This is a genomic window from Sinorhizobium sp. GQ132 (assembly GCF_059758575.1).
The window spans coordinates 1-20,119 of record NZ_JCAXDX010000015.1; the positions used below are offsets into that span (position 1 = coordinate 1).

General features: G+C 59.5%; 17 protein-coding genes and 5 pseudogenes. 15 read left to right on the forward strand and 7 right to left on the reverse strand.

Features of this window, described 5'->3' with window-relative positions; translation table 11 throughout:
- Positions 1-490: pseudogene (locus tag AC6CIG_RS25855) on the reverse strand (histidine kinase); the annotation flags it as partial.
- 980 nt (positions 491-1,470) lie between these two features.
- On the reverse strand, positions 1,471-3,225 hold the full coding sequence (locus tag AC6CIG_RS25860; RefSeq protein ID WP_018099200.1) for a cation:proton antiporter domain-containing protein: 1,755 nt from the start codon (positions 3,223-3,225) through the stop codon (positions 1,471-1,473).
- A 171-nt stretch (positions 3,226-3,396) separates the two neighbouring features.
- Here AC6CIG_RS25860 and AC6CIG_RS25865 point away from each other — a divergent pair, with 171 nt between their 5' ends.
- A complete protein-coding gene (locus AC6CIG_RS25865) occupies positions 3,397-3,573 on the forward strand; it encodes a hypothetical protein (protein WP_437416947.1) in 177 nt (58 codons plus the stop codon).
- Between the two features lie 537 nt (positions 3,574-4,110).
- Here AC6CIG_RS25865 and AC6CIG_RS25870 read toward each other — a convergent pair.
- Positions 4,111-4,446 (reverse strand): annotated as a pseudogene (locus tag AC6CIG_RS25870) (LysR family transcriptional regulator); the annotation flags it as partial.
- Between the two features lie 224 nt (positions 4,447-4,670).
- On the opposite strand from AC6CIG_RS25870, the gene AC6CIG_RS25875 reads away from it, so the two are divergent.
- Positions 4,671-5,261, forward strand: a complete 591-nt coding sequence (locus AC6CIG_RS25875; RefSeq protein WP_437412551.1) for a helix-turn-helix domain-containing protein — start codon at positions 4,671-4,673, stop codon at positions 5,259-5,261.
- Positions 5,254-6,483: a type II toxin-antitoxin system HipA family toxin gene (locus tag AC6CIG_RS25880; RefSeq protein ID WP_498324064.1), complete on the forward strand. Its 1,230-nt coding sequence runs from the start codon at positions 5,254-5,256 to the stop codon at positions 6,481-6,483. Before AC6CIG_RS25875 ends, AC6CIG_RS25880 begins: the two co-directional genes overlap by 8 nt.
- 430 nt (positions 6,484-6,913) lie before the next feature.
- On the opposite strand, the gene AC6CIG_RS25885 is transcribed toward AC6CIG_RS25880, so the two are convergent.
- Both AC6CIG_RS25885 and AC6CIG_RS25890 read right to left on the reverse strand, forming a co-directional pair.
- On the reverse strand, positions 6,914-7,129 hold the full coding sequence (locus AC6CIG_RS25885) for a hypothetical protein (protein ID WP_018099480.1): 216 nt from the start codon (positions 7,127-7,129) through the stop codon (positions 6,914-6,916).
- Between the two features lie 199 nt (positions 7,130-7,328).
- A pseudogene (locus tag AC6CIG_RS25890) lies at positions 7,329-7,622 on the reverse strand (hypothetical protein).
- A gap of 2,730 nt (positions 7,623-10,352) precedes the next feature.
- On the opposite strand from AC6CIG_RS25890, the pseudogene AC6CIG_RS25895 reads away from it, so the two are divergent.
- Positions 10,353-11,144: pseudogene (locus tag AC6CIG_RS25895) on the forward strand (LysR family transcriptional regulator); the annotation flags it as partial.
- Positions 11,145-11,262: 118 nt separating this feature from the next.
- Here the strand turns inward: AC6CIG_RS25895 and AC6CIG_RS25900 are convergent.
- Together AC6CIG_RS25900 and AC6CIG_RS25905 are read right to left on the reverse strand one after the other, a co-directional pair.
- A pseudogene (locus tag AC6CIG_RS25900) lies at positions 11,263-11,519 on the reverse strand (capsular polysaccharide export protein, LipB/KpsS family); the annotation flags it as partial.
- Positions 11,520-11,709: 190 nt separating this feature from the next.
- Complete coding sequence (locus AC6CIG_RS25905) at positions 11,710-12,078, reverse strand: hypothetical protein (RefSeq protein ID WP_018099466.1); 369 nt, start codon at positions 12,076-12,078, stop codon at positions 11,710-11,712.
- Positions 12,079-12,173: 95 nt separating this feature from the next.
- Between AC6CIG_RS25905 and AC6CIG_RS25910 the strand changes: the two genes are divergently transcribed.
- Genes AC6CIG_RS25910 through virB9 form a run of 11 tightly spaced genes read left to right on the forward strand, consistent with a single transcriptional unit; the run spans position 12,174 to position 20,112 of the window.
- The gene (locus AC6CIG_RS25910; protein WP_498324065.1) at positions 12,174-12,713 is read left to right on the forward strand and encodes a hypothetical protein; all 540 of its coding nucleotides are present in this window, start codon (positions 12,174-12,176) and stop codon (positions 12,711-12,713) included.
- 3 nt (positions 12,714-12,716) lie between these two features.
- Positions 12,717-13,388 carry a lysozyme family protein gene (locus AC6CIG_RS25915; RefSeq protein ID WP_498324066.1) on the forward strand — a complete coding sequence of 224 codons (672 nt, stop codon included), beginning with the start codon at positions 12,717-12,719 and terminating at the stop codon, positions 13,386-13,388.
- Entirely contained in the window at positions 13,385-13,684 is a 300-nt protein-coding gene (locus AC6CIG_RS25920) for a TrbC/VirB2 family protein (RefSeq protein WP_102762269.1), read from the forward strand. The genes AC6CIG_RS25915 and AC6CIG_RS25920 overlap by 4 nt, the downstream gene beginning before the upstream one ends.
- A 4-nt stretch (positions 13,685-13,688) precedes the next feature.
- The gene (locus AC6CIG_RS25925) at positions 13,689-14,030 is read left to right on the forward strand and encodes a VirB3 family type IV secretion system protein (RefSeq protein ID WP_498324067.1); all 342 of its coding nucleotides are present in this window, start codon (positions 13,689-13,691) and stop codon (positions 14,028-14,030) included.
- On the forward strand, positions 14,023-16,404 hold the full coding sequence (locus AC6CIG_RS25930) for a VirB4 family type IV secretion/conjugal transfer ATPase (RefSeq protein ID WP_498324068.1): 2,382 nt from the start codon (positions 14,023-14,025) through the stop codon (positions 16,402-16,404). The genes AC6CIG_RS25925 and AC6CIG_RS25930 overlap by 8 nt, the downstream gene beginning before the upstream one ends.
- Positions 16,404-17,102: a P-type DNA transfer protein VirB5 gene (virB5, locus tag AC6CIG_RS25935; protein ID WP_498324069.1), complete on the forward strand. Its 699-nt coding sequence runs from the start codon at positions 16,404-16,406 to the stop codon at positions 17,100-17,102. The genes AC6CIG_RS25930 and virB5 overlap by 1 nt, the downstream gene beginning before the upstream one ends.
- Positions 17,099-17,332: an EexN family lipoprotein gene (locus tag AC6CIG_RS25940; protein WP_102764694.1), complete on the forward strand. Its 234-nt coding sequence runs from the start codon at positions 17,099-17,101 to the stop codon at positions 17,330-17,332. The genes virB5 and AC6CIG_RS25940 overlap by 4 nt, the downstream gene beginning before the upstream one ends.
- Positions 17,333-17,337: 5 nt before the next feature.
- Positions 17,338-18,273, forward strand: a complete 936-nt coding sequence (locus AC6CIG_RS25945; RefSeq protein ID WP_498324070.1) for a TrbL/VirB6 family protein — start codon at positions 17,338-17,340, stop codon at positions 18,271-18,273.
- A gap of 36 nt (positions 18,274-18,309) precedes the next feature.
- Positions 18,310-18,585: a hypothetical protein gene (locus AC6CIG_RS25950; protein ID WP_411923967.1), complete on the forward strand. Its 276-nt coding sequence runs from the start codon at positions 18,310-18,312 to the stop codon at positions 18,583-18,585.
- 4 nt (positions 18,586-18,589) lie between these two features.
- The gene (locus AC6CIG_RS25955; protein ID WP_498324071.1) at positions 18,590-19,261 is read left to right on the forward strand and encodes a VirB8 family type IV secretion system protein; all 672 of its coding nucleotides are present in this window, start codon (positions 18,590-18,592) and stop codon (positions 19,259-19,261) included.
- Positions 19,261-20,112, forward strand: coding sequence for a P-type conjugative transfer protein VirB9 (gene virB9 / locus AC6CIG_RS25960; protein WP_498324095.1), 852 nt, complete (start codon positions 19,261-19,263; stop codon positions 20,110-20,112). Before AC6CIG_RS25955 ends, virB9 begins: the two co-directional genes overlap by 1 nt.
- Positions 20,113-20,119 lie beyond the last annotated feature (7 nt).

The window sequence follows — 20,119 nt, forward strand, 5'->3', positions numbered from 1 at the left end:
GGTGGAAATACCCGATCCTGTTGGCGACGACCCAAAGGGTGCCGAGTGGCTCCGTCCGTCCTATATATAGGGGAACGAGCAAAACCTCTGGCAGCGACAAGCCCGCTGGTATCCAGTTATAGACGCGTTCCGGATGGATCGCCAGTGTTGGTGCGCTGCGGTCGAGCGTAATGCCACACGGCGAGTAATCGCGGGGAGTAGTCGCCCCGTTGAACGGCGACAGAATTCCCTTCAGATTATGCCAGCGGAACACCGAAAACGACTCTGTCTGTTCGAGCAGGCTGACACCCGCGGAAATCGCGCCTGTCAGCTCCATGGCGAGTTCGACGAACTTTGGGAGCATTTCTCCAGGCGCATCGTGCAGGCGTCCGGCGAGCTGAAGTAGTGCGGCCTTCTCGAGCGCGGCATCTCCGCGTGGCACTGGCCGCTCACTCAGGTCGACCGTGTAGACCGCCGAAACGTCGGGCTTAGACACCTTCGCCGCTTCCATCTTCTCGCTTCCCTCTCGGTGCGCAGCCCCTCAAGCGTCATCGGCATCCTATTTACACGATGGAGGCAAAGCAGCTGACATGGGCCAGTCTTCAAGACGCACCTATTTGTGACGGTCATCTGCGCTCGCTTAACTGCCCCAGTAACGCCACTTGGGCACGTGTGGCATTGTGCAGGAGCTCGCGAGACGGTGCAAGCGCTTGCGTGCCAGCATGCGTGCTCGCTATGAGTCGCGGTCGTTGGCAAATCCCGAGCGATAACGAAGCCAGGCTCAGCTCTTGCTCAAAATCCATAGCGTTCCGTCCCGGTGCGGAAACAGGAGGTTCTGCGCGCCGCGCAGTCCAACCGGCGCTTCCAATTTCGGATCAGTTTGGCAGTCGGGGACCAGAGCGGCACGCTGCTTGCCGACGCGCAGACCGATGGCGCATTGCCTCGTCGAAAACTTCCTGAATATTCACCAAAGGATCGCATAACATATCAAAGGGAATTGCTCGTCGAATCTGGCAATGGAGAGGCCGTCCGGTCGGACGGGAGAACAAGCGTCCACATTTGGCTGGGTCTCCTCCGGCCTCTGAAACCGCGGCGACCACCCGTGCGAGATCCCAACGCTCGTGAACTGCTCGGCGATCGCAAGGTGTTCGCGCAGATGCTTGCAGTCGAGCAACGGTGTGACGATCGTTGGCCGCGGATCTTCATCGTGGCATGCGAGCGCTGCCTCGACGTCCAATCCAGATTGGCGTGGTCTGCCTCTTCGAGATAGTCCGGTTTCTCCGACCAAGCGACCATAGCGACCCGTCCAGGACTCTGCGTCCGGGACGTTATAGACCACCAGTCTCCTGCGAATTTCGGCGGCACGGCGTTCAGAAGACAGCTTGCCACGTGCTTTCCGCCGTTCCCTTCAACTGCGCCAGAAGTTGAATGGCGGGGTCCCAAGTTCTGCTCACATTAAGGCGAGGGACCTGTCCGAAGTTCAGCGCAAGCTTATTCTGATATGCGGCCTGTTTGGCCTTCGTTAGGATTGGGAGCTGCGGATACATCGATGCGGCTCAAAATATGTTCCGAGATGCTCCGCGCGATTTCCCGCTCGCCCATGATGATGAGGTTCGCTCCCAACCTTGTCAGGTAATCGACCTCAGCGTCGGAATGCGCGCGGGCGATGATCTCGAGTGTCGGATTCACTGTGCGGGCGCGCTCGATGAGGTTGCCACTTTCGAACGGACTTGGAATGGCGCTGATCAACCATTTGGCTGCGCCAACGTTGGCCGCCTCAAGTAACCCGGGCTGAGCGGCATTTCCAATAATGACTTCGGCGCCAAGCGCCCGAAGTTGATCGGCAACCGCTTGCCGCTCCTCAATTATCAGGTAAGGCAACCGTGCTTTTTGCAACGTCTCTGCAACCAGGCTCCCAACCCGCCCATAGCCGACAAGGACAGCATGGTGGGTGAGACGGGTACCCGTGAGCTCGGGTGTGTCTGTCTTGCGGTCTTCTTGTACGGCGCCGACCGGCTCGCGTTGCTTGAGCCATGGCGTTAGGCGACCGAATCCGGCGAATAGAAGAGGGTTGATGAGAATGGACAGGATCGCTCCGGCAAGCACCAGGTCCCGCCCTGCCTCCGGAAGAAGCTTGAGTTCAACTCCCAGCGCCGCAAGTATGAAGGAGAACTCGCCGATCTGTGCGAGGCTGAGGCCGAGTGTCAGAGCTACAGGCAGGGAATAGCCGAACGTGATGGCGATCGCGGACGCGGCTGTAGCATTGCCAATCACGATGATCAGGAATGTTGCTCCGACGAGCAGCGGCTGCTCGACCAGAATCATGGGGTTGAACAACATGCCTACCGAGACAAAGAAGAGCACGGCAAATGCGTCGCGGAGCGGCAGCGTTTCCTGAGCGGCCCTTTGGCTCAACTGTGATTCGGCGAGGATCATTCCCGCGAAAAATGCGCCAAGAGCGAAGGAGACACCGAACAGTTCAGCTGCTCCGAAAGCGACTCCCAGCGCAATCGCCAGTACCGCCAGACGAAAAAGCTCTCGCGAACCGGTGTGAGCAACATAGTGCAGTACCCACGGAATGACGCGCCGGCCGAAGATAGCCATCGCCGCAAAAAATGCAGTCAACTTGGTCAACGCAAGTGCAAGCGCGCCGGACACAGTTTGCGGCTCAAGAAACGTGAAGAGGCCGCCATCGCCTGAACTCGGCCGAGTTGTGCTGCCGCCAAGACTGCCAGCGAAGGCCGGCAATAATACGAGGGCGAGGATCATGGCGACGTCTTCGACGACCAGCCATCCGACGGCAATACGCCCTCCATCGGTTTCGAGTTGTCGCTTTTCCTGGAGGGCCCTTAGTACCACGACCGTGCTTGCAACCGAGAGTGCCAACCCGAACACCACTCCAGCTGCAACTGGCCATCCGATCGCTTGCGACACAATGAACCCGAGCGTTGTCACCAGAGCCATTTGGCCGAGAGCCCCAGGAAGCGCGATAGTCCGCACGGAAAGTAAGTCGTGGATGGAGAAATGTAGCCCTATGCCAAACATCAGCAGGATAACACCAAGCTCGGCGAGTTGGCGCGCCAGCGATTGATCTGCAACAAAGCCAGGCGTAAACGGGCCGATCAAAACACCTGCCAAGAGGTAGCCGACCAGCGGCGATAGGTGAAGTCGATTTGCCACAGTGCCGAAAATGAAGGCCAGCCCAAGGCCGGCAACGAGGGTGGCAATAAGTGGTGTGTGAGGCATTTCTCCCAGTCCGGCCGCGTTCCATTAAGAGGCCAAGTGCAGCACGAGCATAGACATAATGGACTATGGCGCGAGTGTCTCGTTATCTTTCGCTCGAATATGTGAGGGTGCTTTCGCCGGCGTCGCGTACGGTTATATGACAATTTGGCGTGTGGGTTCGGCATAGGAGCCATGCTGAATAACCGACGGGAGATCGCCATGTGCCACCTGGTAGTCGATTCCACCATCATCCGCGCCCATCAGCACGCCGAAGGCGCAAAAAAAACGGGTGAAGATCTAAAGCCGCCGTTGGGCGCGCTCGTCGGCCCGTGCAACAGGCCCATCTACGTCTCCGAATCGGCGCGCTGAGATCAGCAGGCTTAAGGCGCATAGATGAAGCCCTGACCGTTTCCGGTCAGGGAATTTCGTTGGAACTGTCGTTCTGCAGTATGAAGCAAGGACACGGAAATACGGTCCGCCGCAAAGCCCACTACAAGCACTGGCAATGCTAGAGGGTGTGTCAATGCGGGGTCGATCTTATACGAAGGTATTAGGTGTACCAGTAACAATTTAGGGGTTTTGTATTTTAACCCTTTGTCGAATTGGCCGGAGTGTGCTTGTCCGGCGAAAACAGTCCGAGCAAAGGCTTCATCGAACGGCAAACGCTCAGCACCAAGCGTGCCCAACACCATGGGTCGACAGGAGGATCCGGGGACGCAACCCAGTCGGGCCGGCCTTCCTCGATGCGCTGGCCACCACGCACTAGCAGTGCTCGAGCGGCCGAGGCTGACGACGATCGCCTCGAGCAGCTTGCGTAACTCCGTCGACATCCGTCGCGAAAAGGCCGTACCGACTTCGCCGACATAGACGGGCGACCCCCTTGCGTGCTTCCATCCTGGGTTCGGTTCAAAGGGGATCGCGCCCATTCGAACCCAAAAAGAGTGAGGCATTTGCAGCGAGCAGCGCCGAAAGCCGGTCTGCGACCGTGCGCACGGCTTCCCGGCCGCGTTCGTCGCCATGCAGGACCATCCAGAGATCATGCCCGAGCTCATCGATCACCCGCCCCGCCCGGACGAAGCCTGGATCGCTATCGCCGATGAAACATGGCATCACGCTGATGCCCGCTCCCGCCTTCACTAGATCGAACATCATCCGCGGTGAGTTTACCCAGTTCGTGATGTGCCGGCCCGGCTGTTCGAATGCCCACCTTTTCCACGGCTGGTTGGCGACGTCCGTACCCAGCAGACACTATACCTGCAGGGTCTGCGCAGGTTGACCTGCTGCGCGCACGGATGGGTGGCTATAGGAGCTGATGGATATCTGTGAGTCCTAAGACTGCAATCTGATATATAATTCTATATATATCAGCGTTTTTGATACGGCTTTGTATATCGAGATTGCATCGCTGTGAGAATCCTCTTATATATTATCCTGTTGTTTCGCGTCGTGCGATACAGGATAATGATATGGCATATAAAACGGAGCATATAAGGCAGCAGCTGCGCGCAGCGCGCGAAGCGCAGAAAATGAGCCAGCGCGAGCTGAGCGCACGATCGGGCCTGACGCAAAGCCATATTTCTCAGATAGAACGGGGCACCATGGAGCCCGGGCTTGGCAGCCTAGTGGATGTGGCGCGCGCGCTCGACCTCGAGATCGTCCTTGCCCCGAAAAAACTGATGCCGGCAATGCGCAATATCCTCGATAGTGCATCGCCATCGAGTGATGTCGTGACATCCGACCAGCGCAAACTGGTGGGGCGCCTTGAGCGGTGGTTTGCGCAGCACAGGGGCGGGTTCGGTAGTGCTTCCGAGGCAGATAGATTCAAAGATAGCCTCGCGCTCTTACGGCATCTTCCTCTGTCGGCCGAGGAGATGGACACATTCAACGAGGCGACTGCACGCCTCGACCGGTGGCAGGCTGATCCTCCGTCCCGTCAGGAGCTGAGCAGGATCGCACATGTCGTAAGACACCTACGCAATGCCGCGGTGCACCGCGAGCGTGACGACGCGGTCCCTCGCTCGGCCTATGCGCTGGATGAGGAAGACGATAATGCCTAAGGTCACGGTACTCGATGTCAGGCTGTATGGGGAACCGGTTGCGACCCTGACGAATCTGCAGGACGGGCGCACCATCTTCGCGTTCAACGATGCTTATATCGAAGACGAAAAGCGGCCGACGCTTAGCCTGTCCCTGAAAGACCCGTTCGGGGCGCTCATCACGAAGTTCAGGCCGTACAACATGGTAGTCCCGCCCTTCTTCTCGAACCTACTGCCGGAAGGACCGCTGCGCAAATACCTCGCTGATCGTGCGGGTGTGAAGCCGTCGCGGGAATTCTTCCTGCTCTGGATGCTCGGCCGCGACCTGCCTGGGGCTGTGACGGTGCATCCCTCCGAAGGGGATGATGCGCCTCCGGATGACGGGCAGGCTATCGTCGAAGCGCGGCCGAACGCGCTGCGCTTTTCGCTGGCGGGTGTGCAGCTGAAGTTCTCGGCCTTTAAGAACGACAAAAAGGGCGGCGGCTTGACCATTCCGGCCGAGGGCACGGGTGGCTCGTGGATCGTGAAGCTGCCGTCTCATCAATATAGCGGCGTGCCCGAGAATGAGTTCGCGATGATGACCATCGCCCGCATGATGGGTATGGACGTGCCTGAGCTCCAGCTGGTTGATCTCGACGCCGTAAGCGGTCTTCCGCAGGGGGTGGGTGAACTGCACGGACAGGCGCTGGCGATCAAGCGTTTTGACCGCACGCCGGAGGGAGCGGTGCATATCGAGGACTTTGCGCAAGTCTTCGGCGTCTTTCCCGACCACAAATACGATAAGGGCAATTACCGGGTGATCGGCCGCGTGCTGGGGATCGAAACCAGCACGGCCGACGTGGCGGAGTTCATCCGGCGTCTAGTCTTCAGCACGCTAATCGGCAATGGCGACATGCACCTGAAGAACTGGTCGCTCATCTATCCTGATCGCCGCACCCCTGCGCTCTCGCCAGCGTATGACTTGTTGTCGACTATCCCTTACATCGAGGGGGAAGATGCGGCGGCGCTCAATTTCTCCCGCACAAAAAAGATGGCAGCGCTGTCGAAGGACGAGCTGGCGCATCTGGCTGCGAAAGCGGAGCTTTCCGAAAAGCTGGTGATCGACACGGCGCGCGAGACGGTTGAGCGTTTTAGGGCGGCATGGGATGCGGAAAAGAAAAACCTGCCGATGGCCGCCAAGGTCGCTGACACGATCGATACGCACGCACCGACGGTCGAGCTGTATCGTGAGTTCGCGAAGTAGTGCCTTGCGGCTTGGCATCAACTTACGAGCCTTGCTGTATATTCAAGGCTTAGCCCATCCAAACAGGATGACCGTTGGTTCGAATCCCATCACGCCAGGATTTTTGTCAACGGTTCATTCAGGTGTCATCGAGTTCTTCTTTGTAGCCGGATCCACGGTCTGAGCCCATAGCAACTACCGGCCCGGCCTCGGGCCCATGCAACTCACGTCAGGTCGCCGTTCTCAGCGACTGCACCATTCTCCCGCTTTCGGGGCACGGGCTCAGGAGAACGGGGCGAAACTCAAGATCGGCGGCGCCAACGCGGCGTATTGCCTTCTAACTGCTGCGACCTCGCGCATCAGGACCAAATGCACGTTCTATCGACACCGCACCTGGACGCAGCTCAAAATCCAATCGTCATGATTTCATCATCCAGGGACGGATTGCCTGTTAGTCGCCGTCAGGGGCTGCCCATTGCAGCTGGAATAGGATGCTGTCGTCGCGTGACGGGAACCAGCAGTGGGCATCGAGGCCAGCTGTTTTTGCCTCGCCGCTTGGGTCCTTTAGAACGTAGCACCCCGCATACGTCTTCACGGACTTGCAAAGCCTCTCCAGATCCGAATGGCGGATGTTTCTGACGAGAACTGGCTGAAAAAATTCTTCCATTGGTCGCTCCCCTGCGATCCGGTCGGCAGAGAGCATTAACGAAAGCTAATAATGGAAAGATCAAGGCAGGGGGGCGGAATAAGCAGGTCTCCTCGATTTAACGGCTAAGTCTTCGTTCTCCTGGACCGAGATGCCGCCCGGAGACCAACTCGCGACGAGAATTGACGTCGCGTGTGGTACCCTTGGACGATAGTCGTTCTCACTGAACTCCCATCCGCAGGTGAGAGAGGGAAACTGGCGCTGGCCGCAGCCAAACCTTCCGCTGGATCCGGCCATTGTGATGCACCGGAATGTCCTTGCCGGCATTTCCCGTCGGCTACTCCCGCTTTTTGGACTGGCCGCTTCGTGCCGGAGGAGCATCGGCGTCTTTGGTGCCGGGTTCGGCGGCTTGATCTGGCAACGGAACGGGTTCGAAATCCATCTCCGGTGGCACTGCCTTCCGCCGGGATGGCGTCTGCTGTTGGGTGAGTTTGCCGTCTTTGGGATCACTCATCGTCGGATTCCTTTCGTGACCCGGTCTCAACCAACCGCATCCGGTAAGGTTCCGCGCAACGGGGAGAGCGTATGATGGTCTACCGCATCGCCAACTCCATTCCATCCCGATCGCGGAAGTCTACGCGCTTCTCATCGCTATGGCGCAGATGCGGACGGCATTCGCCAACCTGCCGATGCCGCCAAGCGGCCGCCTCAGATCGCCAATGCGCACATCGCCCATGCTTGCGGCACCTGTCACTCAAGGTGGCGTGAAGATCAATCGCCGGCGCGCACTCGTTGCCGATAGCGCTCCCGATCCTCTTCTGTTGCTCCTGTTGAGAGGTCTTCACCCATTTGCAACCGCTGTGCGACCGCAAGCCATGGTCGACTAGGGTTCTCTTGGGTCCAGAGGATCTTTGCTCGCCGTTCTATCTCGTGATCGTCCACTATCGCCTCCATCGGACGTGGTGACTTTAACACGACGATGTGGCGGGAACGTGCCTACCTTGATGGAGCCTTCATAGAACCATGGCTAATCCGAAACATTCAGACGAGGTAAAATGCGTTGTCGACGCTCTTGATTGTTCTTATCGCCCGGCCGTCATTGCAGTTATCAGTCGGGCGGAATTTTAAGTGCGGCCGGCTGCTGCGTTGCAGCTCATGGTAAGGCCACCACGGAGCGTAGACGTCGCGGGGAACGCCGGCAATCGCAGGCAGGTAAACTCGCGCACTTTGTTCATGGACGGCGCCCCCTATAGGGCAATCGGAGGCGGCAAGCGTGAGCTCTCCGCCGGCTACGCATGCGATCGCGCCGGTAGCCATGCCGCAAGCAGGATAGCACGTGAAGCGCTTCGCCTCGTGACGGCTTTCAAGGTTCTGCGGGCACGCCTCCGCTAGGATCGCTCGAGGATGGGATAAATATCGGCTCGGATACCTCGCCCGAGGTTACCAGTGGATAATCCACGGCAGGGCCGGGCGCCGTTCGTCACAAGGCGATGGCTCGCAAGTCCAATGGCAGAAAAACATTGCAACTGAACTTGGCGTTGAACTCGAACCAATCGTGGCGACGCAATGCGCGCCGTCGACGTCGAAGTTCCCGCAAGCCTTGGAGGATGATGTCTCCGTCGCGCAGATCGCCAAGCGCCCCGGCCACAACGGTAACAGCATGGTTGGGATCGCATTTCGAATTTGCGCGTTGTTCCCGTTGAGGCCGCGAGCTCGCATTGCCGACCGCACGAGAGCAAGAGAGCTCCGCGGAAGGACTAGACTGCAATGCGCGAGCACAGGCCCGGTTCAGTAATTATCCCTCTCCACAAGTACGACCTGGAGCGACTGCCACATGCCAAACGTCTCGTAGACTTGAGACCCGGCGAGTGCATGTGGCCCATCAACGACGGCAGTCCGTTCCTGTTCTGTGCAGCCAAGGCTGCCGGGAAATACTGTCAACACCATCAAGCCAGAGCATTAGCAGGCCAGCGCATCACGAAGAGGGGACAAGCATGAGGAGGTAAAGTTGATGCGCAACTCGCGTCCCTCGGTTGACCAGCGCATGCTCACTGCCGAAAAACGCCTGCCCGAAAGGTGCCAGGTGGAACCATCGAGTGAAAAAGTTGAATAAACCGCTGGAGGAATTTCGCGCTGCTCTGGCTGAGCTCGACTGGGATTCAGGCCCGGGCATAACCTTTAGCCGCGTGGACATTATCATCCGGCCCGAAGATCATTCCGCGAGATGCGGTGTCCGAAGCTGTGCCTGGCGTGTCGGGGCCGCAATCGAGAAGTAGGGAGGCTCTCGCAGCAGGAGACGGCCGAGAAGGTATTTGCGGCCCCGGCGGGCGCGAAGTCATTGAGGAGCGATGAAAACTGAAAGGATCGTCAGAAAATCGAGAAGGCCCCCATGAGCAGTGCGGCCCACAGCAAGGCCGACAGTTCAGTCGCCAGCAGAAACCCAAAAGCGGTGTCGCTCATATGATCCTCCTTGGGCAACCTCCATTGCCGCAAGGAAACTATAGGGGACGGCTGAAGATTCCGCCACCCTGTAAGGGTAGCCTGTAGATTTTAAGCGTTCCACTTCGAAATCACGTAAGCAGCCGATAGATCATAACGCCGACAGAACCCCAGAAGCCAACCAGTACCAGTGTCATCATCAAAACGAAGATCTTAATCACGGCAAAACTCCACAACCATTACGTGAAATCCGAACGCGGAACGCAGAACCTACAGCAGCACCGAAAGCTTGGGTATCGGACTATGGTCCGTGGTTCGTGGGGTTTAAGAACGTTCACGTGCCGTCACACAGCTTCGAGAAACCCCATGAATTTTCCGGCACCGCACCGGTCGGGAGAACGCGACAGACTTCCGACGGCTACTTTGTAGCGCGCGTGTTCGCACCGTGCGCGCACCGGCATGCAGCTCTTTGCAGCCAAGAGGGTCGGTAAGCCGCCCCCGCGCACTACGACCATGAGATTGAAGAGTCTCACAGCACCGGTTGCAGTCAAGGAGTACGAAGCGCGCCCAAAGGGATAAGGCCGAATGGGCTAAGACAATTGGCCCAATTACTATCGGACTAAAGGCTAAGGTAAGTTCGTTCAGGTGCTGCTAAAGAAATCGAGAACATTCGTCGAACTGGCTGACCGCTCCGGCAGCCAATTGATTTCGCTGCCTAGTCACAGGTCCCCACGGAACCAAATGTCTGGCCCGTCGGAGCGATAACATCCAACCACTTCCAGCCCCATACCCGCGCGGCCGAGGCCTGAGCTTTTCGCAGTCTGCCGTCAGCCACAAGATCAAACGGCTCGAGACGAGCCTCGATTGTGACTTGCTCGGCCGGAAGCCGGGCGGAGCCATGTTCACGGCAGCCGGAGAGGATCTGCTGGATTATGCCGGGCGAATCCTCGGCTTGCATGACGAAGCGCTTCTGAGCTTATCGAAAGCGTCACTTGAAGGACGCATCGCGCTCGGCTTGACCGAAGACACCGCGTGCAGCGACCTCGCGCGGATACTGGGGAGATTTCGCCGCCTGCATCCGAATATCGCTGTCCGTACCAAAGTCCGCATGAGTCTGCTCCTGCGGGCAATGCTGGAGCGGGGGAGCTAGACGCCGCGATCCTGCAGGTTTTCGCCCATGAACCAGCCGACCGACGTCGTCCTGTTCCGGGAGGAGCTTCATTGGGTCAAGCACCCGGAGCCGCGACTGCCGCAGCAAGGGCCGATTCCCTTTCTGTCCTTCGACGACGAATGTTTCTATCGAAGGTGGGCGCTCGACATAGGACAGGACGGTGGAATCGTTCTTGAAACGGTATACGAATGCGCGAGCGCTGCCGGTATTGTTGCCGCGGTGACTTCGGCCATGGGTGTGGCACTTCTGAGCGGGCGCCATCTGCGGCCCGAGATGCAGATCGTCACCGAACGCTTGCCTGCGCCGCCTGCCTTAGTATATGTCGCGCGGCGCGCCGGAAAGGTGAGAAATTCCGCGCTGGATACGCTGGTCGCTGAAATCGAAAACGAGATCAATCGATACGGAGGGCTGGTTCTAGCGAGTTGAGCTTGCTGGCGTAGAAGAAACCGGGTTCCTTTGCGAAGGATTTGCGCAGAAGGAAACAGCAGCAAATCGCCTCTAATGCCATTGTCGCCAGAGATGGTGGTGAGACAGCCTATGGCAGTCACCCAAACGGGTAAAGGGTGCGGCCAATGATTGGGTGTCTCCGATAGGAGAGACTGCAAAAAAAGCGGATCGGATCGGCCCTGAATTCTTCGACATCCCGGTCACTGCCTATTCTGCGGATCACCAGCGTGACGAAGGCGGCCAGCAGGTGGCGCCAGCCGAAGAGGCCGCAAGGCCTCCAAGCGGCCAAGCGCGCCATCGCGGCCGCTGTGGACGAAGGCCCTGTGGCTCGTCGAGCTGCCTTCTGATCGCGGTTCGTTGATGTTTTATTTCGCGACAGTCAAAATCCTGCGTGCGCTAGTCGGAAGGCCACGAGTTGGCGCAGGGCGCCCAGCAAATCAGGACGACGTGCCCAGCCTATCGGCACGGCAGTCCCACTTTGCTCGGCTGTTCTCCCCATCTGACAGGCTCACTACACATGAATGTTAATGGCAGATAATAGCCATTAAGTCTGCGGCTTTCTCTGATGGATGCCCAGCTTCAGTCTCTCAAATACCTCGGGACAGAATTCGAACTGCCTCGCAGTTCCGCGCCCCATCGAGTTCTTCACACGTGTCTCCCTCAGTATACCCCGCGCGACGAGCGGCTCGATTGATTCCTTCACGCCGTTGCGCGTCAAACCGGTGATTTCGATAATATTAGAAAGAGTTAGCTTCTCGTGACTCTGGTGCATCATATAGAGCACCGTCATCATTCCGATCTGCTTCAGTCGGGATTGCGGGGTTTCACCCTCCACCGGATTGTCGAGGACTTCCTGCAGGGCGAAGGCCGAAAACAGTTGGTTCTGCCATTGGGCGTTGAGTGTGCTTGCCATCGTTTTAACTATCGTATATAAGCTAGTATAAAGAAGGGTGATCCCGCGGATCACTTTGGCTCCGAGCGGAATCGTGCGTGTCAAGGGTAGTGACCATGAAAAACTCTCTCCTACGGGCATTCGTCGCTGCGATCAGCTTAGCGTCCTTCTATCTTGTTTTCGACGTTAGAGCGCGTGCGGATGAGTGGGGATGCCAGGTTATTCTATGCCTTTCCAATCCCGGCGGCGCCACGCAGTACCCTGAATGCCAGCCGCCGATCCACAGGCTGTGGGACTGGCTTGCCAAGGGTCGGTCGTTTCCGACCTGCAGCGGCGTCGGCTTCCATAGTTCACGCCCTGGCTACCAGCCATATTACTGCAACAACGGCTATCGGCTGGCTAGCTCGTTCGGCCCACGCGGCCGCGATGCCATTTGCATTTCGACAAGGCTACACCCGGTTAGTAGGCGCTTCTGCTCATTCCGGCGCGATGACCAAGGCGGTAACCGTGGTTCCGTCTCTTCGCCGCGATGGCAACGGGAGGGCGAGCGATCCAAGTGCATGGCGCACGTCATCACCCGGCCAAATAAACGCCAGCAGCCGCACTACATCGACGTAACCATCGACGGCGTCGGTAAGGAAAGGATCTGGTACTAATCCATGCCCATTGCATTCGTTGATCTCGCGCAGACATGCGCACCCACAGTTGCAGCCGAAACGCTTGCCGGTGTCGTCAGCCTGGAAAGCCGGTTCGAACCCTACGCCATCCGGATCAACAGCGGTCCGTCGCCATCGAGGCAACCGGCGACCAAGGCGGAAGCGATCGAGATCGCCACGTCACTGGTGGCCGAGCGCGAAGACATCCAACTTGGCCTTGGTGGACTCGGCTTGCCGGAGATCCAGAAACTAAAGCTTTCGATCTCCGACGCGTTTGATCCGTGCGTCAACCTTCAGGCCACGGCGACGCTGCTCAACGGATACTACCGGCTCGCAGTGAAGGCCGGGGCCGATCCGAAGCGGGCCGAGCGGGTGATGCTGCAGTCCTGGTACGGGCGCGACGATCCCTCCCTCGGCGCAATGGTCAACTATGACGAGCAGGTCCGCCAGGAGGTGAAGCGCCTCGGTAGGACCCTCGCGACACTGACGATCGCGAATGGTTGGCAGGGAACGGGGCCGGATGAAGAAACGACTCTCGCTGTCCCGATCGAAGGCGCGGCGCACGATCGGCCTGCCGGCGAAGCAGTATCTGCGCCATCCTGGGACGTCTTCAATTCGCGCCGGCGATCCTCGGTCCTGGTATTTCAGAACAGTCAAATGGAGCAGAGTGAATGACTTTAAGTTCCCGTATCCGCCCAATAGCCGCCAGCGGTTTAATGGCCGTCGCCATTGTGGCCACTCTGGTCGAACCGGCCTTCGCGCAAGCCGCCGGCATCGAGACCGTACTGCAGAACATCGTCGACATGCTGACCGGAAACATCGCCAAGCTGCTGGCCGTCATCGCGGTGATCGTGATCTGCATCGCCTGGATGTTCGGCTACATGGATCTGAGACGGGCAGGGTTCTGGATCATCGGCATCGGCGGCATCTTCGGCGCCACCGAACTTGTGAACACCATCGTCGGAAGCTGATGTCATGGCGACCGCGCGGCCAACGCTCGAGGACGACACGCTGTTCATCGCCTGCACCCGGCCGGCGATGATCGCCGGCGTGACGATGGAAGCGATGGGCGTGAACATCATGCTGGCGACCATTCTCTTCATCGTTGCCGGCTCGGTCGCCTACTTGGCTGTCGGCGTCGTCTTCCATCTGGTGTTCCGCGCGCTCGTCAAGCACGACCACAACATGTTTCGCATCCTGCTTGCCTGGGTGGAGACGCGCGGCCGGTCACGCAACGGCTCCTATTGGGGTGGGGCGACGCTTTCGCCACTGAGGCAGGCCCGGCGTTACGACGAAAAGGACCTCGGATTTGCCTAGTCTCGCCACACTCAGGTCTCGCGAGCTTGGCCCGGAGACCTTCATTCCCTATGTCCGCCACGTCGACGAATCCACGATCGCGCTCGATTCCCGCGCGCTCATGGTGATGATCGCGCTTGAGGGCGTCTCCTTCGAGACCGCGGACGTTCTCGACTTGAACGCGCTTCACCGCGATCTCAACACGCTTTATCGGAACATAGCCGACGAACGGCTTGCCCTTTGGACCCATCTCATCCGCCGTCGCGACAACAGCTATCCGGAAGGCACGTTCACCACGCCGTTCTCCGCCGCGCTCAATGACAAGTACCGCGCGCGCATGGTGGGCGAGGATCTGTTTCGCAACGATCTCTACCTGTCGATCCTGTGGTCTCCGGCGCGCGATCCGGCCGACAAGGCGGCGAAACTGTTGTCCCGCCTGCGTCACGCTCGTCGCGCTGGCATCGAGCTGGATCAGGAGGCCTTCAAGCAGCTTCGCGATAAGGTGGTCGATGTCACGGCGGCGTTGAAGCGCTTCGAACCGCGCGTACTGTCGCTTTACGAGCACGATGGCTTGCTGCTCTCGGAACCGAGCGAGGTCCTGCACCAGATCGTCGGTGGCCGACGGGAGCCGATCCCGCTGACCGACGGGCGCATCGCCTCGGCGATCTACTCCGACCGCGTCATCGTGGGCCGCGAGACGATCGAGATCCGGCACGAGGCGACGAGCCGCTTTGCCGGCATGCTGAGTTTCAAGGAATATCCGGCCCGCACCAGGACCGGCATGCTTGATGGTGTGCTCACCAGCCCTTTCGAACTGATCCTGGCCCAATCCTTCTCCTTCGTCTCAAAGGCCGACGCGCGCGCCATCATGGGCCGCAAGCAGAACCAGATGGTGAGCAGCGGCGACAAAGCCGCCTCGCAGATCGAGGAGCTCGACGAGGCCATGGACGATCTGGAGTCCAACCGGTTCGTGCTGGGAGAGCACCACCTGACGCTTTCCGTCTTCGCCCCGTCGGTGAAGGAACTGACCGACAACTTCGCCAAGGCGCGTGCCAGCCTAATCAGTGGCGGCGCAGTCGTCGCGCGCGAAGATCTTGGCCTTGAGGCGGCCTGGTGGGCGCAGCTGCCGGGAAACTTCCGTTACCGCGCCCGGTCCGGAGCGATCACGTCGCGGAATTTCGCAGCCTTGTCGCCCTTCCACGCCTATCCACTCGGCCGGAAGGACGGCAACGAATGGGGTCCCGCCGTCACCCTGCTCAAAACGGCCTCGGGGTCTCCGTATTATTTCAATTTCCACTATGGCGATCTCGGCAACACCTTCGTCTGCGGACCCTCCGGCACCGGTAAGACCGTGCTTCTCAACTTCATGCTGTCGCAGCTCGAAAAGCACGATCCGCATGTGGTGTTCTTCGACAAGGACAGGGGAGCCGATCTCTACGTGCGCGCCGCCGGCGGCACCTACCTTCCCCTCAAGAACGGTGTCCCGACCGGCTGCGCCCCTCTGAAGGCACTCGAACTGACGCCAGAGAACAAGGTGTTCCTGACGCGCTGGGTCGGCAAGCTTGTCGGTTCGGCAACGCGGGAACTGACCGTGACTGAACTCCGCGACATTGCGTCCGCCATCGACGCGCTCGCCGACCTGCCGGTCGAGCGGCGGACGATTGGCGCGCTCAGGACTTTTCTCGACAACACCGATCCAGAAGGTATCGCGGCAAGGCTGCGGCGGTGGGAGAGGGGAGGGCCGCTCGGCTGGGTTTTCGACAATGTCATCGAGGACATCGGCTTCGGCGAGTTTGGTGTCGGCGGCAAGTTCGTCGGCTATGACATGACCGACTTCCTCGACAACGAGGAGATTCGCACGCCGCTAATGGCCTATCTTTTTCATCGCGTCGAGCAACTGATCGACGGCCGCAGGATCATCATCGTCATCGACGAGTTCTGGAAGGCGCTTCAGGACGAGAGCTTTCGTGATCTCGCCCAGAACAAGCTCAAGACGATCCGCAAGCAGAACGGCCTCATGCTGTTCGCCACGCAGAGCCCGCGCGATGCGATCGTCTCGCCGATCGCCCACACCATCATCGAGCAATGCCCGACCCAGATTTTCCTGCCGAACGCCCGCGGCAACCACGCCGACTATATCGACGGCTTCAAGCTGACGGAGCGCGAATACGAGCTGATCGCGCGCGAGCTCTCCGTCGAGAGTCGCCGGTTCGTGCTGAAGCAGGGGCACAACAGTGTCGTTGCCGAGCTGGATCTCAATGGCTTCGACGACGAGCTCGCTATCCTCTCCGGCCGGACCGCCAATATCGAACTCGCCGATGCCATTCGCGCGGAGGTGGGCGACGGTGCCAAGGACTGGCTTCCCGTTTTCCAACAAAGAAGGAGTGCGAGCTGATGGCTTTCCATCGACTTCACGGTGCGGCAATCGCCGCGGCGCTGATCCTTTGCGCCGGCAGTGCGGCGGGGCAGGGAATCCCGGTGATCGACCAGACAGCGATCGCCAAGCACATCGAGAGCATTGCGCAGTTGAAGTCCCAGCTCGATGCCCTGCATCAGCAGATCGAGCAGGCGCAGCAGCTTTATGGTTCGTTGAATAAGCTGACCGACATGGCCGATGTCGCCAGCGTCCTGAATGATCCGGCGATCCGCAAGGCGCTGCCGGCAGATTTCAATGCCATTGAAGGATTGTTCAAGGGCAACGCCACCGGCCTCTTCGGCGATTCCGCGTCGAAATTCCTCGAAGGCAATACGACCTACCGGACCAGCGCCGACGACTTCTATGCGCAGGAGCTTTCCCGCATCCAGAACAGGAATGCCGGGCAGATGAGCCTTGGCGAGCAGATCTATGACGCCGCGACCAAGCGCATCGATGGTATCGACCAGTTGCGGCAAAAGATCTCCACGGCTGGCGACGCCAAGGATATCGCCGACCTTCAGGCGCGGCTTCAGGCCGAAACGGCTTTCCTCCAGACCGATGTGCTGCGGATGGAGGGGCTGCGGATGGTGCAGCAGGCTCAGGCGCAGGTGGACGAACAGCGTAAGGCCGAGGACTGGCGCCAGCGCATGGACACGATGAAGGCGGCCCTGCAATGAGGAGACTGCTCCTTCTTCTGGCAATGCTTGGCCTGGCGGCCTGCTCGGAGCCGTCGGACCGGAGCTACACCGTCGATGAGTTGGTGGCCGACGAGGCGCTGCTTACCGACATCATCACGAAGTGCCGTAACAATCCAGGCGAGCTTCGCGACACCACGAACTGCAGGAACGCCGAAGCCGCCGACGGCAAGCTGCGGCTGCAGCGCATGCGTGACTCCTTGGGAGGCTGATGCGCATGTATGAGGTGTTCAGCTTTGTCGACGAGCAGTTCAAGACCCCCCTGGAGACCTTCATCTCCGACGGAACGTCGAACATCTCAGAGTGGGTCTCAGGCCCGTTGACGGCGGCGGTCACCCTCTACATTGTACTCTACGGCTATCTCGTCCTTCGCGGTTCGATCCAGGAACCGATCCTCGATTTCGCCTACCGGGCGATCAAGCTCGCCATCATCGTGATGTTGGTGAAGAACGCCAGCGAATATCAGACCTATGTCACCAACATCTTCTTCGACGTCCTGCCGCGCGAGGTCTCCCAGGCGCTGAACACCGGTACGGCGCCGAGCGCCTCGACCTTTGATAGCCTGCTCGACAAGGGGCAGGCCTCTGCTACCGATATCTGGTCGCGTGGTTCCTGGCCGGTCGACATTGTCACGGGCGTCGGTGGCATGATGGTGATCGGCGCAAGCTTCATCGTCGCTGCGATCGGCTACATCGTTTCGCTCTACGCCCGGCTGGCGCTCGCCATCGTGCTGGCGATCGGGCCGATTTTCGTGGCGCTCGCCATGTTCCAGTCAACGCGACGCTTCACCGAGGCTTGGATCGGGCAGCTTGCCAATTTCGTGATCCTTCAGGTCCTCGTCGTGGCCGTCGGCTCGCTGCTGATCACCTGCATCGACACGACCTTCACGGCAATTCAGGGATATAGCGACGTGCTGATGCGCCCGATCGCGCTTTGCGCCATCTGCCTTGCCGCCCTCTATGTCTTTTACCAACTCCCCAACATCGCTTCGGCGCTGGCCGCCGGCGGGGCGTCGTTGACCTACGGCTACGGCGCCGCACGCGACGCCCACGAAAGCACGCTGGCTTGGGCAGCATCACACAGCGTCCGTGCGGCCGGGCGCGGTGTCCGAGCCGTTGGTCGAACCTTCACCTCGAAAGGCTCGGGATCATGACGCCTTTCGCACGAACAAGAAAAAGGCTCTCCAGGAATGATCAAAATATTTTCGCTGTTCTGCATGGCGGCCGCCTTAAGCGGCTGCACATCGCTGACCTATCCGCTACCGAAATGCGACGGCTATTCGCGCAGGCCGCTCAATCGCTCGATGTGGCAATGGGAGGACAATAGCAATCTCAACCAGAAGCATTCGAATACGTGGTCAACGACCTCCCAGCACGCGGCCACACCCTATGTCGAGGAAAGCAGGGAGCCGCCGGCTTTCGCCCATCTCACCATTGCTGCTTTTTACCGACGTTGCGAGGGGTGACGCCATGGTTTCAGGGGATGAACTCAAGACATACTTCGACAAGGCGCGGCGTTTCGATCAGGACCGTATGGCTCAGGTGGAACGATCGAACCGCATCGCCTGGACGATTGCCATCGTCGCCAGCATCATCGCCGGCGCCTCGATCTTTGCAGTCGCCGGTCTTACGCCGCTGAAGACGGTGGAGCCCTTTGTCGTGCGGGTCGACAATTCGACCGGAATCGTCGATGTCGTATCGGCGCTGACGTCGACGGCGGGAACCTACGATGAGGCTGTCACCAAATACTTCGCGGCGAAATATGTGCGCGCTCGCGAAGGCTACGTCTGGAGCGAAGCGGAAGAGATTTTGCGCACGGTCGCCCTGCTGTCCACTCAAGCAGAGCAAGCCCGGTTCGCGGCCTTATATCGCGGCGGCAATCCGGAATCGCCACAGAACGTCTATGGGCGCGGTGCCACGGCGCGCATCAGCATCGCCTCGATCTCGCTGATCAACCCGCACGTCGTCTCCGTCCGCTACATGCGGACGATTACCCGTGGCGAGGAAGTCCGTACAACCCACTGGGTCGCGACCCTCACCTATTCCTATGCCAACGCCCCTATGTCCTCGACAGACCGGCTGGTGAACCCCCTCGGCTTTGCGGTCAGCGAATACCGCGCAGATCCGGAGGCTATCAATTGATAAGAAAGACAATCTTCGTTACGGCTTTCCTTGTGGGAGCCGCCTCTACAGCCTTTGCACTCGACATCCCACGCGGCGCTTCACAGGACAGCCGTGTCCGGTTCGTGAACTACCAGCCGTACAACATTACCAGAATCGTCGGCACGCTGCGCTCCTCCGTACAGGTCGAGTTCGCGGCCGACGAGGAGATCGCCCATGTGGCGCTCGGCAACAGCGTTGCCTGGGAGGTGGCGCCGGCGGGAAACATCCTGTTCCTGAAACCGCGCGAGAACCAGCCGGTCACGAACATTTCCGTGGTGACGACGCGCCGGGATGGATCGACGCGCAGCTATCAGATGGAACTCACCGTACGCGACGGCTCCGTCGCGGTCGGCCAGAACACATACTTCTACGTGAAATTTCGCTATCCCGGTGATGAGGCGGAGCTCCGCCGCCGGCAGGCCGCCGCTCGCGCACTCGCCAACCAGGCGAAGGAAGCCGACAATGTGCTGGCTCTTCATGAAGCATTTGGGCCGCGCAACTGGCGCTATTCGGCACAAGGGACGCAGGCGCTGGAACCGCAGAGCGTCTACGACAACGGCAAGATCACGACCTTCGCATTCGTCGGCAACCAGGAGATGCCCGCCATTTACATGGAGAACTCCGACGGCTCCGAGAGCCTGGTGCCGAAGTCGGTCGATGGCAATCTGGTGATGGTTCACGCGATCAGCCGCAAGTTCATCCTGCGCCGCGGCAAGGATGTGCTGTGCGTTTTCAATGAGGCCTACGATCGTGTCGGCATCAACCCGGACACCAACACAACATCACCGTCGGTCGAGCGCGTCGTAAAAGCCGACGACGCTGTTCAATAGGGAAGGG

What these genes read in the sequence shown, in the direction of transcription:
- AC6CIG_RS25860 (WP_018099200.1), bottom strand. Translation starts at nt 3,225, where the DNA reads ATGCCTCACACACCACTTATTGCCACCCTCGTTGCCGGCCTTGGGCTG.
- AC6CIG_RS25955 (WP_498324071.1), top strand. Translation starts at nt 18,590, where the DNA reads ATGGTTTCAGGGGATGAACTCAAGACATACTTCGACAAGGCGCGGCGT.
- AC6CIG_RS25880 (WP_498324064.1), top strand. Translation starts at nt 5,254, where the DNA reads ATGCCTAAGGTCACGGTACTCGATGTCAGGCTGTATGGGGAACCGGTT.
- AC6CIG_RS25925 (WP_498324067.1), top strand. Translation starts at nt 13,689, where the DNA reads ATGGCGACCGCGCGGCCAACGCTCGAGGACGACACGCTGTTCATCGCC.
- AC6CIG_RS25865 (WP_437416947.1), top strand. Translation starts at nt 3,397, where the DNA reads ATGCTGAATAACCGACGGGAGATCGCCATGTGCCACCTGGTAGTCGAT.
- AC6CIG_RS25915 (WP_498324066.1), top strand. Translation starts at nt 12,717, where the DNA reads ATGCCCATTGCATTCGTTGATCTCGCGCAGACATGCGCACCCACAGTT.
- AC6CIG_RS25920 (WP_102762269.1), top strand. Translation starts at nt 13,385, where the DNA reads ATGACTTTAAGTTCCCGTATCCGCCCAATAGCCGCCAGCGGTTTAATG.
- AC6CIG_RS25945 (WP_498324070.1), top strand. Translation starts at nt 17,338, where the DNA reads ATGTATGAGGTGTTCAGCTTTGTCGACGAGCAGTTCAAGACCCCCCTG.
- AC6CIG_RS25905 (WP_018099466.1), bottom strand. Translation starts at nt 12,078, where the DNA reads ATGGCAAGCACACTCAACGCCCAATGGCAGAACCAACTGTTTTCGGCC.
- AC6CIG_RS25910 (WP_498324065.1), top strand. Translation starts at nt 12,174, where the DNA reads ATGAAAAACTCTCTCCTACGGGCATTCGTCGCTGCGATCAGCTTAGCG.
- AC6CIG_RS25885 (WP_018099480.1), bottom strand. Translation starts at nt 7,129, where the DNA reads ATGGAAGAATTTTTTCAGCCAGTTCTCGTCAGAAACATCCGCCATTCG.
- AC6CIG_RS25875 (WP_437412551.1), top strand. Translation starts at nt 4,671, where the DNA reads ATGGCATATAAAACGGAGCATATAAGGCAGCAGCTGCGCGCAGCGCGC.
- virB5 (WP_498324069.1), top strand. Translation starts at nt 16,404, where the DNA reads ATGGCTTTCCATCGACTTCACGGTGCGGCAATCGCCGCGGCGCTGATC.
- AC6CIG_RS25940 (WP_102764694.1), top strand. Translation starts at nt 17,099, where the DNA reads ATGAGGAGACTGCTCCTTCTTCTGGCAATGCTTGGCCTGGCGGCCTGC.
- AC6CIG_RS25950 (WP_411923967.1), top strand. Translation starts at nt 18,310, where the DNA reads ATGATCAAAATATTTTCGCTGTTCTGCATGGCGGCCGCCTTAAGCGGC.